Below are 12,836 nucleotides of genomic sequence, written 5' to 3'. Positions count from 1 at the left end.
CCTGCTGGACGATGCCGATCTGGCTCCGGAGCGATGAAAGCGTCATGTCGCGGATGTCGATGCCGTCGATCGAGATCGATCCCGCGGTCGGCTCGTAGAATCGCGGCAACAGCGAGCAGATCGTGGTCTTGCCGGCGCCGGACGGGCCGACGAAAGCGATCGTCTCGCCGGCCTTGATCGACAGCTCGATATTGTTCAGCACGGTCCGGCCGTCGCCATAGCCGAAGCTGACGCCCGAGAACCGGATGTCGCCCTTGAGACCGGAGACGGCGCGGGCATTGGGCCGGTCCTCGATGTCGGGCTTGGTGGCGAGGAGTTCGAGATAGGAGCGGAAGCCGGCGACGCCCTTGGGATAGATCTCCAGCACCGCGTTGATCTTCTCGATCGGCCGGAAGAACACGGTGACGAGGAGGAGGAACGAGATGAAGCCGCCCTGCGTCAGCTCGCCCTGGATCACGAACCAGGTGCCGGCGACCATGATGATAACCTGGACCAGCCGCATGCCGAGATAGCTGAGCGAGGTCGACGCCGCCATCAGCCGATAGGCATTGAGCTTGGTCTCGCGGTAACGCGCATTGTCCTGCGCGAACAGAGCCCGCTCGTGGTCCTCGTTGGCGAACGCCTGGACGACGCGGATGCCGCCGACATTCTCCTCGATGCGGGCATTGAAGGCGCCGACGCTCCTGAACAGCGCCCGGAAGTTCTGCGTCATCCGATTGCCGTAGCGGCTGGTCAGGACCGCCGCGATCGGCACGATCAGGCCGGTGATCAAAGCCAGTTCGAGGTTGACGCTCGCCATCAGCGCGAAGGCGCCGATGAAGGTCATCACCGCGATGAAGACGTCCTCGGGGCCGTGATGGGCGACCTCGCCGACCTCCTCCAGGTCCTTGGTGACGCGGGCGACCAGATGGCCGGTCTTCTGGTTGTCGAAGAACGAGAACGACAGCTTCTGCAGATGGTCGAAGCTCTTCCTGCGCATCTCGGTCTCGATGTTGATGCCGAGCATGTGGCCCCAATAGGTCACCACCACCATCAGCCCGGCATTGATCACATAGATGACCAGCAGGCCGACCGCGGCGATGAGGATCAGCGTCCAGTCGCGGTTCGGCAGCAGTTCGTCGACGAACAGCTTCACCGCCATCGGGAAGCCGAGCTCGAGCAGCCCCGACAGCACCGCACAGCCGAAATCGAGCATGAACAGGCCCCGGTACGGAGCGTAATACGAAGCGAACTGGCGGATCAAATGCATGAGAATATCAAGGGTGATGGCCGCGGGCGCCATCACCGCTCTCTCCGTATCATGGGCGTGCTACAGGCGGTCTCCGGCTGTAGCACGCGCAGGGTCAGAACGTCGCCTTCGCAACGAAGACGAACGACCGGCTCGGCTCGAAGAGCGGTGTGACGGTGCCGAACTCGTTGTCGTAGGGCTGGGCGTGAATTCCACGTCCAGCCGATGGCTCCAGTGCTTGCAGAGCTGCTGAAGATAGCTGCTGCCTTTCGACGTCGCGATTATCCCCTGGTTTCGATGCATGACGGGTCCGTCAGAACTGCATCTTGGCGCTGAAGACGAACGAGCGTCCCGGCTCGCGGAGCGTGATGACGCCCGGGTATTCGCTGCCATAGGTTCCGCGCGCGGTGTAGGTCTCGTCGAAAAGGTTGTTCACCTCGGCCCGCAGGGTCAGGTCCGGCAGGGATGCCGGCACATACTGTGCGAACAGATTGACGACCTCGTAGCCGGGGATGTTCTCGGTCGGGTCGCCGGAAATCAAGATGCCGTTGAACTCGTTGTAGTCCAGGGCGATCTCGACATCGCCGCCGACGGTCACGCCCCAACCGGCGAAGGTATGCGCCCATTGAACGGTGATGATCTCGCCGACGGGAGCGGTGAGATAATTGCCGAGATAGGTGTCCGCGACGATGCCGTCGATCTCGGCGTCGGTGTTTGCGTATTTCACGCGAACGAAGCCGTCGTTCCAGTCGTAGCCGGCGCCGACCTCGAAGCCCTTGGTCTCTAGGTCGAATGCGCGCAGCGCCGCCGTCGCGGCAGGATTGAACAAGGTGACGCGGGCGTTGTCGATGTTCGTGCGGAAGACGCCGCCCTCGAGCGTGAACCCTTCGTGGCGGGCGATCAGGCCGGCGACTACGTTGTCGGCGGCCACAGGCTCGGGGCCGTCGCCATAATCCCACAGCGGATTCATGACGTAGTTCTCGGACAGGGGAACGCCGGCCCAGACATGGGACGCGCCGACCTTGGCCGTCAGGAAGCTCGTCAGGTCGTATTCGCCCGAGATGTTTCCGCTGAGACCGGCATCGTCGAACTTCGATCCATCAAGGCCTTCGAACCACTGCTGGTCGCCACGGAAGCCGAACGAAAGGCGTGTCCGCTCCCAAGGCTCCAGCCGGGCCTGGCTGTAGATGCCTATATTGTCGGCCTTCTCCGAGACCGTGTAGGCCGCGTCTACATACTTGGCTTCGTCGCTGTAAAAATCGAAGCCCGCCGTCACGCTGCCGAACGCCAGCGCGAACTTGTTTTCGAACTTTCCGTTGAGACTGTCGGTGCTGCCGTGGCTCGTATAATCGTAGACGGGCGAGGGCGCTCCCACGACGAACTGGTCGACGTCGACATCCGTCCGGCTGTAGGCGAGAACGATCTTCGGAGCCCACCAGCCTTCGGGCGTCTCATCGGTGTAACTAAAGACAGTATTCTGCCGGTCGATCACATATCGGCGGACGGCCGGATTCCACGGTCGCGGCGGCGGCGCGAACACCATGTTGGCGCGAAACGGCCGGTCGGCGTCGTCGTTGATCTGCTCGTGGCTGAGTTCGAAGCGGTCGCCGCTCTCCGCCTCGTAGGCGATCTTGCCGAGACCACCGATGAAATCGGTTGAAGTGCCGGGCACCTCGTTCCCATCGCCGTCGTCGTAATCGTCGCCCTTCGCGAATTTGCCGTAGCCGAGGATTTCGAAGCCTTCACTCCTACCGTAGGCGGAAAGGCTAGTGGTCGCCGTATCGCCGGCGGTGTCGTACTGCCCCGTGATGAAGCCGCCGAAATTGTCGCCGGGCGCGAGCAGGTCGCGCGCATCCTTGGTCTCGTATCTGATCGAGCCGGCGAGCGCGCCCGGCCCTGCATCGGCCGGCGCCACGCCGGCGTCAACCTGCACGGCCTTCAGAATACCGGGATCGATGTAGTTCGTGCCATTATGGTGGAAGACCTTGTTGTTCTGGCGGCTGCCATCGACGGTGACAGCGAGATTGGTCTCCTCAACGCCGTGCACATAGACCTTCTGGGACATTGGGGTCGATCCACCGACCGCCACGCCGGATTCACCCCGGAAGACCTGCTTGATATCGCTCGGATTTTTCCGTTCGAGATCTTCCGACGTGATCGCGATCTGACTGAAATCGCCGCCCAGGGGAACCGCTTCTCCCTGTCCCTGAACAATGATCGGTTCGAGCTGGACCTGACCCTCGACCGGGGCAAACGTCGTGGCCGGTTCACCGGCTCGATGCACGCTGACCGTGCGAGGGCCGGTGAACTGATAGATCAGGCCGGAACCAGCGAGGATTCCGCGCAGCGCGGCTTCGGGAGGATACTGGCCTATGACGGCCCCGGAATTGCCCGAGATCCTCTCGGCATTCGGACGAACCACCTGAATGCCGGTCGCCGCTGTGAAGTCGGCGAGAGCGGAAAGAAGCGGCTTGGAGGGGATGTTGAAGCTTTGCACTGACTGGCTGGCCTGCGCCAGAACAGTGTTCGTCGCGCCATCGGCCGTCATCGCAAAAACAGAAACGCCGCACAGAAAGACGGCTCTCGCCAGAGTCCTCATAAGCCCCACCGCACCCAAGATCAGCCGTCTTCACGGCCCCTGAGTGTGAACGGGCGGGATGCGCCGACCCCGTAAAATTATCGGTAGACGATCGTCGCGAAGCCGGGGACGGACAACGTCTTGAGGCCAAGCGCGGTACGCATGGCTTCGAGAACCGCATCCGGATCGCTTGCGCTGAACACCCCTGAAAGCGGCAATGAGCGAAGATCGCCATCCGGGATGAGCACCCGGCCGGGTGCCATACGCGCAAGCTGATCCGCGACGTCGCCGAGCGGCGCTGAATCGAGCACGATGAGGCCGCGCCGCCAAGCCAGGGCGACCTTCGGATCGATGGTCGTCGGCACGCCAAGTCTGTTGCCGGAAAGGGCCACGCGCTGCCCACCGGTCAGTCTTACCTGTTCGGCCCCGCTCCCGGCCGAGACCGCGACCGTTCCATGATCGACGGCGACATCCGCGGCCTCGCGATCGACGCCGAAGGCGGTGCCGAGAACCCGGGTCTCGATCCCACCGGCGTGGACGACGAATGGTCGATCCGGATCCTTTGCGACATCGAGCCAGACCCGTCCGCGCAACAGCGTCAGGTGACGGTGATCCGAACCGAATGCCCTCGTTATCGCGGTATCGCCGTCGAGATAGACCTGCGTACCGTCGGCCAACTGAAATTCGCGATGTTCACCAGGGCGCGTCGCATAATCCGCGAACGCCCGATCGATAAGACCGCTGTCGCGCCACAGCATTGCGCCGGCCAGAACCGCGATTAGAAAACCCGCAGCCATTGCGAGGCGCCAGGTCCGTCCACCAGAGGAGCGTATTTCGGGGATTCGATGCCAGCCGTCGGCGCCCAGACGAGCGGCAGATCCATCCAGATCGCTCCAGAGGTCCCGAATCTCGCGCATCGCTTCGGCGTGAGCCGGGTCGGCGGCAAGCCAGGCTTCGAATGCCTCGCGGTCTTCATGACCGGCTGTCTTTTTGTCGAGGCGCACGAACCATACGATTGCTTCATGCGCCGCCCTTTCGGCCGCATCGCTATTACCCAGAGCGGGTGCCATCTTGGGTGTCACTTTCGAAAAGGGCGCCTCGTCATGATAACAGAACGATTCTAAAGCGACGGCCCCTCAAAATAAATCGCGGCGTTTCTTCCAGGCTCGGCAGAATTGAAGCGCGGAGATCATTTCCTTTTCCACCGTCGAGACCGAAACACCCAGCTCAGCCGCGATCTGCGGGTGGGTCATCTCGTCGAGCTTGCTCATCAGGAAAATGCGTTGGGTCCGCTGCGGCAGCGATTTCAGCGCGTCGAACAGCCCGTTCAATTCCTGGCGGCTTGCCATAGCCTGATCCGGCGCCACGGTTGGCGCTGCGATCTGCTCCTCGGCCGTATGCGCGGCATAGGTGTAGCGCACGCGCTCGGCGCGCTTGGTATCGCGAGCGAGATTCTGTGCGGTACGGACGAAAAGGCCGAGATCGGCCGCGCCGATGTCGCGACCGCTAAGCTTGAGGAACGCATCGTGGACGATGTCCTCGGCGCTTTCCGAACTACCCGTAATACGCTGCACGAGGCGGCGAAGGCGGCTCTGCTCGGTTGTGTAAAGGCGCAGAAGTTCGGTCGTCGGCATTACAACGGCCCTTCTTGTCCCACGACGGGGACGAACTCGGTAAGGGATAGCGCTCCATTCGATCGCTCGACCAAAGCAACGCGACCCCTGCTAGCCAATTTAGAATTGTTGTAGACTAGGTAATACTTTATACCTAGAAACGCGACTTTCAGATGGTTGTCAAATTCAATCGAACGTTGTCGATTTATTATGATTCTAAAGTAATGACCTCAAGTCATCGCTTCTCGCAGACGCCATAGGAACGATGCGCAGGCAGCCTTCCATCCTCGGTCGATCGAGAAATTTTACGGGGTCGCTCACGACCGGCCGTTCACGTCAGGAAGGCCCTGTCGGCCTGTTCCAGTGAGGCCAAAGCGATGCCCCAGTTTGAAAGCGCTTGCCACGGCGCTTCCACCGTCGTCGTGCCACCGCCGCCTGCCGGCGCCTAATAATTTCCCTTGAGTTAAGCGGGTGCGGCCATGAGCCAATCATCGCGGCAAGTCGCGGAACACGTCACGTTCCAGACCTTCGCCAATTGCTATCTGCGCGAGATCGACGCGGGCGCGGCCACGAAGCATCGGTCTCCCGGCGGTGCTGTCGTCGATTGCATCGAATGGGACCTGCCGACGCAGGACATGGCGCTACGAGCGGAGGTTCTGTCGCGTTCGCTCTGCGGGCCGCATCGCTTCGGTCAAATCAGCATCCGTCGTTCGCCGGATCTGGGTTGGTGCGGCGTCGAGCCTCTGTCCGCGCTCTATTCGCTCATTCACGAAACCTACCGCCAGTTCGGCAAAGGCCGGGCGGAGCTCCTGCGCGGCTGCGAACTCGAACTCCTGCTGCGGGTGCTCGACAGCTACCAGTCGATCGCGCTCTATCTGGACACCGCGAAAAACACTGCCCCGGATGAGGCCGATAGCTTCATAGGCGGTGAGCAATCCTTGTTGTTCGGCCATTGGCTTCATCCGACTCCGAAGAGCCGGCAAGGCATGACGTCATGGCAGCAGCCGAGCTATGCGCCTGAACTTCGTGGAAGGTTTCGTCTCACCTATTTCGCGGCGAAGGCATCGCTCGTCGCGCACGACAGCGCGCGCTCCGCTCCAGTCCCGGAGATCGTTCGCAGCCTTGCCGGACATGATGCGGACCGGTTCGCGCTCGCCGAGGACGAGGTCCTGCTTCCGATGCATCCGCTCCAGGCGGACGCCCTGCTGCTCGACAAGGACATCCAGGCGCTGCAGGCGGCAGGATCGCTGCGATTGCTTGGCCCGGCCGGCCCTTCGTTTACCGCGACCTCATCGGTTCGCACCGTCTACAGCGCCGACACGCCGTGGATGCTGAAATTCTCCCTGCCGGTGCGGATCACGAATTCCGTGCGGCTCAATCGCCGCGCCGAGCTGGAAGCCGGCGTCCTCATGGCCCGGCTGTTCGAGCGAACAGGCTTTTGCGCCAGATATCCGCAATTCAAGGTCATTCACGACCCCGCCTATCTGACGCTCGATCTGCCCGGCCGCCCCGAAAGCGGGTTCGAGGTGATCTTCCGCGAAAATCCATTCGTCCGCGGGCGTGAGGGCGAAGGGATCACGGTCGCGGCGCTGACGGCCGATCCCGTTCCCGGAGAACGGTCGCGGCTCGATCGCATCCTCCGGGGCCTGTCCAAGCAGAGTGGCGCGACCTTCGCGGACGTCAGCCGCCGCTGGTTCGGCGACTATCTCGACTGCGTCCTCAATCCCCTGATGAACCTCTACGACGAATACGGCGTCGCGCTCGAAGCCCATCAGCAGAACAGCCTCCTCGACGTCAGCCGCGGCTATCCCCGGGCCTATTACTACCGCGACAATCAGGGCTTCTACCTGTCGAGCGCCTATCGAAGCAGCCTCGACGCGTTGCTGCCGGAGGCGGAGGGCGTCGCATCGCTCTATTACGACGACGACGATATCCGCGATCGCTTCGCCTATTACCTGATCGTCAATCAGATCTTCTCGGTCATCAGCCGGATGGGACACGATCGGCTGATCGAGGAGGAGGTCCTGATCGGCATATTGCGCGATCGCCTGAACCACTTCTCGCGCACCATGACGGGCTCCGGACGCAGCTTCGCCCGGAGTTTCCTGGACTGCCCGACGATCGCCTCGAAGGCTAATCTCGTGACCCGGCTGTTCGACATCGACGAACTCGAAGCCAAGGACGAGCGCGCGGTCTATACGCGCCTGCCCAACCCATTGCTGACGCTGGCGCCAGCAAATGCCGAGGGGACGGACTGTGCCGTTGCTTCGTGACCTGCCCGGACGTCCGGACGAGCGCGTGCTCAGGCAGTTCGTGGCCGCGCTGCTGTTCGAGGAACTTATCGACGCAGAGGTCGCCGACATCGGCGATCGGCGGCATTTCCTCTGGCGGCTGAAGGGTCGTTCCTATCGTTGCCAGGCGACGATCGGGGCGTTCGGGCGCATCCGCATCATGCCGACTTCGATCGAGGCACTCGGTGACGACGGATTCTGGCGCGAGGCGGACCTCCGCGCGCTTCTTGAGGGCTTGCCGGGCACGGTCGAGGATCGCAACCGCCTCCTTGGAGAGCTGGAACAGACAGCCTTCTTCAGCAGGTGGAACGACGCCAATCTCGCGCGGGTCCCGCGCCGGTCGATGCCTTTCGCGGAGATCGATGCGGCGCTCGACGAGGGCCATTCCTATCACCCGTGCTTCAAGGCGCGCACGGGCTTCGACGAAAGCGATCACCAAGCCTACGGACCGGAGGCGGGCAATTGTTTTCAGCTCGTCTGGCTGTCCGTCGCCTGCCGCTATCTCGATCAATCCCTGCCCTGCGATGAAACGGAATTCTGGATCGCCGAGATCGGCGAGGAAGGCTGGAATATCCTCTCGGAACGCAGGCGCGCGCTTGGCGTCGACGCAAGCCAGTTCGGTCTTTTGCCGCTGCATCCGTGGCAGTGGGAAAAGCTGCGCGACGACGGGCTCGCCGGCCTGATCGCCGACGGCGAGGTCCATTTCCTCGGCTCCGCGGGAGACCGCTATCGGGCGAGCCAATCGGTCCGGTCCCTGCTGAACACGGACCGTCCGGACCAAGCGGGCGTAAAGCTCGCGATGAATCTCGTGAACACGTCCTCGCTGCGGACGATCGAGCCTCATTCCGTTTGCGTGGCTCCCGTCCTGTCGCGCTGGATCACCGCCATCGTCTCCGGCGATCCGGCATTTCGCAGCCGCTATCCGCTGGCCGTTCTGTCCGAATATGCCGGCGTCGTGTTCGACCGCGACGGCCCCCTCGCCGGACAGCTTGCCGCGATCTGGAGGGAGAGCGTGGACTCCCATCTGCGTCCGGGAGAAGCGGCCGCGCCGCTGAACGCGCTGATGGTGATCGACCATGACGGCAGGCCGTTCGCCGACGAATGGATCGAGCGCTACGGGCTTTCCGGCTGGCTGGACAAGCTCCTCGACGTCGTTGTCATGCCCGTCTGGCATCTCCTCGTGGGCCACGGCATCGCGACCGAGGCGCATGGGCAGAACCTCGTTCTCGTTCATCGCAACGGCTGGCCGACGCGGCTGATCCTGCGCGACCTGCACGACAGCGTCGAATACGTTCCGGACTACCTGCGCAACAGAGGGGCAGAGCCCGATTTCCCAGCGCTCGATCTCGCTTATCGAAACGCCGAGCCAAACCAGTTCTACTGGATGGATTCGATCGGCGAACTTCGGGAATTGGTCGTCGACTGCCTGTTCATCTACAATCTCTCCGAGATTTCCGACCTTCTGAGCGAGCGGTACGGCCTGCCCGAACAAGAATTCTGGGCGAGGGTCGAGTCGCGCCTGCGCCGCTATGCCAGCGAACACGATCTCCAGCTGCGCCAGGACCAGCTCCGCCTGGGCGGCGAGGAGATTTTCACGGAATCCCTCCTCAGCCGAAAGCTGCATCCCAGCCGGTCCGAGCATCGCCACCGGGTGCTGAACAGTCTCGGTCTTCAACTCATCCCATGCGGCGAGCAGTCATGATCCAGATCGACGATACTCATTTCAGCAAGGCTGATTTCGACGCCGCGTCGGCTCGTTTCACCGAGCAATTGCGGCTGGGCGCGGAGCCCGGCAGACGCTATGCAGTCTGCTTCTCTGAAACAGCCGATTGGCTGGCACTCTTCTTCGCGATCCGCCCGGTCGGCGCCAGCGTCCTTCCCATCCATCCCTCGACTCCCCACAGCGCCGCACGGCGCCTAGCCGAGGGGGCGGGCTGCGACAGGCTTTTCTATAACAGCCTGACCGCCGAGATCCTGCCGGATGCCGTGACCGTCTCCGGCGAGGGCCAGTTGCTGCAGATGAGCTCGGGTACGACGGGAGCGCCGAAATGCGTCGCTCGCGGATGGTCGGAGATTCAGCGCGAGGTCGAAAGCTATGTCGGCCATTTCGCCGAACCCGAGACGATGACACCCGTCATCGCGTGTCCGACGACGCATTCGTATGGCCTGATCTGCGGCATCCTCGTTGCGTTGCAACGCGGCCAGACGCCGGTGATCGTCAATACCGCCAATCCGAAATATCTGCTCAAGGTGCTTCGAGAGACCGAGCGCCCCCTGCTCTATTCGTCCCCGGCAATGCTGCACACGCTCGCGCAGCTGCTGCCGGCCGACGAACGGATTCACGGTGTCATGACTTCCGGCACGCTGCTGCCGGAGCCCTGGTTCGCAGACATCCGCGCCAAATCGCGGCACATGTTCCAGCAATATGGCTGTTCGGAAGCGGGCTGCATCGCGGTCAATCCCGATGTCGTCGCGGCCGACGAGATGGGGAATGTCCTTCCGCATCTTTCGCTGGACGCCGGCGAACGCTCGGCGCCCGGCGAGATCGTCGTAGGCGGGCCGCATGGGCCGATCCACACTCGCGACCTCGGCTACCTCAAATCCGATGGGACGCTCGTCTTCGTGTCCCGCCTCGACGACACGATCAACGTCTCCGGGCTGAACGTCTATCCGAAGGAAGTCGAGGATGTGGTCATGTCGATGCCCGGCGTGACCGACGCGGTGGCGTTTCGGATGGCTGACCGCTTCGCCGGCGAGCGCGTCGGTCTCCTGTTCAGCACCTCCGGTCCGGTCGCCATATCCGCGCTTCGGGACTGGTGCTTCGCGCACCTCGCCAGCCATCAGGTTCCGATGGAGTTCGTGCAGGTCGACGCGGTTCCGCGTCAGGCAAACGGCAAGATCAGCCGTCGCGAGGTCGCACAGCGTCACGTCGACGGCACGCTCGCTTTGGTCGCGGAGCCTGCCTGATGACCCGCTCGGAGATTCTGGAGGCGATCCATGCCGTCCTCCGCGATCACATGCAGCATTCGCATCTGGAGGCGTTCGCTCCGGAGGCGCGGCTGAACGAGGATCTCTACCTCGACTCGGTCCTGATGCTGCACCTCTTCCTCAACCTCGAAATGGAGTTCGGTCTGCCAGCTCCCGACGAGGTCATAGCAGGCGAGGGCTTCTCCACGGTCGCCGATCTTGTTGAGCTGCTTGCGGCGGACGGCGAATGCAGCGACGCCTCCGCCGCGGTTGCCTCCCAGCCGTCGGAAGGCGTGCATGGAGAGGATTACATCGACATCAAGGTCCACTGTTTTGTGAGCTGCGTCTGCGCGGCCCTCAAGCAGTCACCGGGGATCGATCACAGACCCTTCTACTTCGGTGTTTGGGACGCGGATTTCGCGATCTCGGACCGCTGGGGGCTGCTCTACCACGCGCCCTCCATCAGCCATGACTTCTTCCGCGACTGGTATCGCAGGCTCTACGGCGTCGAGGTCGTGGAATGGTATGATCCGGGCCGCTCAAAGCAGGACAACCTACTGGTCCTGCTCCACCTTCTGGAGCGCCGCCGCTCCACCGAATACGTGATGGTGATGCTCGACATGTATCACCTTCCCGAGCGCGAGAATAAGTTCAACCAGAACCCGTTTCCACACTACCTGATGCTGGAGACCACCGACGATCCCGCGATCTGGCGCGTGCTCGATCCGGACTTCCGCTGGGAGGGACAGATCGAGAAGGATCGCGTGGTCAACGCGATCCTGCAGCCGACCGTGGGAGGCGGCTATGTATTTGATCGCGCGCAGATCCGGGAGCCGCGCGACGCAGATCTCAAGGCCTATTTCGAGGCCTGCTTCCGTCCCGATCGAAATGCGCTGATCGAGGGCACGCGTTTGATCATCCGCGCGCACGCCGCGGGGCAGGACGGCACGACGCTCGGTGAGCTTGCGACGGCGCTGCGCGAACTGCCGGTCATCTCGATCCGCAAATACGCCTATGAGCATGGCTTCGCCTTTTTCTGGCGCGCTCTGAAACTGCCCGACAGTGAATTCCAGATCTGGTGCGACGAGATCGACGATCTCGCCCAGTCGTTTAAGACGCTGCATTACGCAGTCCTGAAGCTGAGCCAGACCCAGAACCGTGACCTCCTCCGGGACGTCGAAACGAGCCTCGATCGGCTCGACGCGCTCGAGCACAGGATCAAGCGCAGGCTCTCCGCGGTCTTCGATCTCTGGTGCGCCCAGCGCAGCCTGACAGATTTCCCCCGATCCGAACGCATGAGGGCGATGGCATGAAGATTTCGCTCTGCACGATCACGTTCCGCCACCATCTGCTTTCGCTGAAAGACATCGCGCTGTGGGCGCAGGCCAATGACTTTCAGGGCATCGAGCTATGGGGCGCGCATGCGCGCAATCTGGCGAAGCATTCGCTCTACGATGCCGAATGGCTGGCCGGATTCGGGCTCTCCGTTCCCATGGTTAGCGATTATCTGCCGACCGACGCCAACGAGGCCGCCGTACGGGACGGCGCGCAACACCTCTGCCGTATCGCGCGGCATTGGAACGCCCGGAAGATCCGCACCTTCGCAGGCAACCGCGCCAGCAGCGAGGTCTCGTCCGACGAGCGGGATGCCATAGCTTCGAGATTGCGGACGATGTGCGATATCGCCGCCAGCCACGGTCTGCTGCTCCTCGTCGAGACCCATCCGAACACGCTGGCGGATTCCTGGTCTTCGACCGCGCGTCTGATCGAGCTGGTGGATCATGCTTCGTTCCGCATCAATTTCGATGCGCTTCATGTATGGGAGGCAGGCGACGACCCGGTTGCCGCGCATCAGGCCCTGCGGAGCCATGTCGGACACTACCATTTGAAGAATGTCCGCTCGCGCGCCGATCTTCGGGTATTCGATCCGGCGAACGTCTATGCGGCCGCAGGCCGTCGCGAGGGCATGGAGCCATTGTTCGACGGCATGATGGACTACAACCACTTCCTGTCCCGTCTGCTGGATGAGCCCGGTGTCGAGGCATCGCTCGAATGGTTCGGCAATGACTGCTTCAACGTGCTGGGGCGCGACCGCCGGCTGCTCCGCGGCCTGTCGGAGCGTCACGTCGAGCCCCTGCGGGTCGGCGCCTTATGATGAC

The 12,836-nt window shown here is 62.7% G+C and carries 10 protein-coding genes; 5 read left to right on the top strand and 5 right to left on the bottom strand.

Features of this window, described 5'->3' with window-relative positions; genetic code table 11:
• The 5 genes from ACFPFW_RS03860 to ACFPFW_RS03840 form a co-directional block, all read right to left on the bottom strand.
• On the bottom strand, positions 1 to 1,249 hold a 1,249-nt coding region (locus ACFPFW_RS03860), incomplete at its 3' end, for an ABC transporter ATP-binding protein (protein ID WP_379769502.1).
• Positions 1,250 to 1,309: 60 nt separating this feature from the next.
• Complete coding sequence (locus ACFPFW_RS03855) at positions 1,310 to 1,531, bottom strand: DUF2218 domain-containing protein (protein ID WP_114957538.1); 222 nt, start codon at positions 1,529 to 1,531, stop codon at positions 1,310 to 1,312.
• Positions 1,532 to 1,541: 10 nt separating this feature from the next.
• Complete coding sequence (locus tag ACFPFW_RS03850) at positions 1,542 to 3,776, bottom strand: TonB-dependent receptor (RefSeq protein ID WP_379769485.1); 2,235 nt, start codon at positions 3,774 to 3,776, stop codon at positions 1,542 to 1,544.
• Positions 3,777 to 3,904: 128 nt separating this feature from the next.
• The gene (locus ACFPFW_RS03845; RefSeq protein ID WP_114957536.1) at positions 3,905 to 4,876 is read right to left on the bottom strand and encodes a FecR family protein; all 972 of its coding nucleotides are present in this window, start codon (positions 4,874 to 4,876) and stop codon (positions 3,905 to 3,907) included.
• A gap of 66 nt (positions 4,877 to 4,942) precedes the next feature.
• The gene (locus ACFPFW_RS03840; RefSeq protein WP_114957535.1) at positions 4,943 to 5,440 is read right to left on the bottom strand and encodes an RNA polymerase sigma factor; all 498 of its coding nucleotides are present in this window, start codon (positions 5,438 to 5,440) and stop codon (positions 4,943 to 4,945) included.
• 458 nt (positions 5,441 to 5,898) lie between these two features.
• Between ACFPFW_RS03840 and ACFPFW_RS03835 the strand changes: the two genes are divergently transcribed.
• From ACFPFW_RS03835 to ACFPFW_RS03815, 5 genes are read left to right on the top strand one after another with little or no spacing between them, the layout of a single operon-like run.
• Positions 5,899 to 7,692, top strand: coding sequence for an IucA/IucC family protein (locus ACFPFW_RS03835; RefSeq protein WP_114957534.1), 1,794 nt, complete (start codon positions 5,899 to 5,901; stop codon positions 7,690 to 7,692).
• Positions 7,676 to 9,412: an IucA/IucC family protein gene (locus tag ACFPFW_RS03830; protein ID WP_114957533.1), complete on the top strand. Its 1,737-nt coding sequence runs from the start codon at positions 7,676 to 7,678 to the stop codon at positions 9,410 to 9,412. Before ACFPFW_RS03835 ends, ACFPFW_RS03830 begins: the two co-directional genes overlap by 17 nt.
• A complete protein-coding gene (locus ACFPFW_RS03825) occupies positions 9,409 to 10,677 on the top strand; it encodes an AMP-binding protein (RefSeq protein WP_114957532.1) in 1,269 nt (422 codons plus the stop codon). The genes ACFPFW_RS03830 and ACFPFW_RS03825 overlap by 4 nt, the downstream gene beginning before the upstream one ends.
• Positions 10,677 to 11,990, top strand: coding sequence for a DUF6005 family protein (locus ACFPFW_RS03820; protein WP_114957531.1), 1,314 nt, complete (start codon positions 10,677 to 10,679; stop codon positions 11,988 to 11,990). The genes ACFPFW_RS03825 and ACFPFW_RS03820 overlap by 1 nt, the downstream gene beginning before the upstream one ends.
• Positions 11,987 to 12,832: a sugar phosphate isomerase/epimerase family protein gene (locus ACFPFW_RS03815; protein WP_114957530.1), complete on the top strand. Its 846-nt coding sequence runs from the start codon at positions 11,987 to 11,989 to the stop codon at positions 12,830 to 12,832. The genes ACFPFW_RS03820 and ACFPFW_RS03815 overlap by 4 nt, the downstream gene beginning before the upstream one ends.
• Positions 12,833 to 12,836: the final 4 nt, after the last annotated feature.

Source organism: Flaviflagellibacter deserti (assembly GCF_042652085.1).
Taxonomy (GTDB): Bacteria; Pseudomonadota; Alphaproteobacteria; order Rhizobiales; family Methylopilaceae; genus Flaviflagellibacter; species Flaviflagellibacter deserti.
The sequence above is the reverse complement of the archived record's forward strand: the minus strand, read 5'-3'. Positions and strand labels throughout refer to the sequence as shown.

What these genes read in the sequence shown, in the direction of transcription:
- ACFPFW_RS03855 (WP_114957538.1), bottom strand. Translation starts at nt 1,531, where the DNA reads ATGCATCGAAACCAGGGGATAATCGCGACGTCGAAAGGCAGCAGCTAT.
- ACFPFW_RS03850 (WP_379769485.1), bottom strand. Translation starts at nt 3,776, where the DNA reads ATGACGGCCGATGGCGCGACGAACACTGTTCTGGCGCAGGCCAGCCAG.
- ACFPFW_RS03845 (WP_114957536.1), bottom strand. Translation starts at nt 4,876, where the DNA reads ATGGCACCCGCTCTGGGTAATAGCGATGCGGCCGAAAGGGCGGCGCAT.
- ACFPFW_RS03840 (WP_114957535.1), bottom strand. Translation starts at nt 5,440, where the DNA reads ATGCCGACGACCGAACTTCTGCGCCTTTACACAACCGAGCAGAGCCGC.
- ACFPFW_RS03835 (WP_114957534.1), top strand. Translation starts at nt 5,899, where the DNA reads ATGAGCCAATCATCGCGGCAAGTCGCGGAACACGTCACGTTCCAGACC.
- ACFPFW_RS03825 (WP_114957532.1), top strand. Translation starts at nt 9,409, where the DNA reads ATGATCCAGATCGACGATACTCATTTCAGCAAGGCTGATTTCGACGCC.
- ACFPFW_RS03820 (WP_114957531.1), top strand. Translation starts at nt 10,677, where the DNA reads ATGACCCGCTCGGAGATTCTGGAGGCGATCCATGCCGTCCTCCGCGAT.
- ACFPFW_RS03815 (WP_114957530.1), top strand. Translation starts at nt 11,987, where the DNA reads ATGAAGATTTCGCTCTGCACGATCACGTTCCGCCACCATCTGCTTTCG.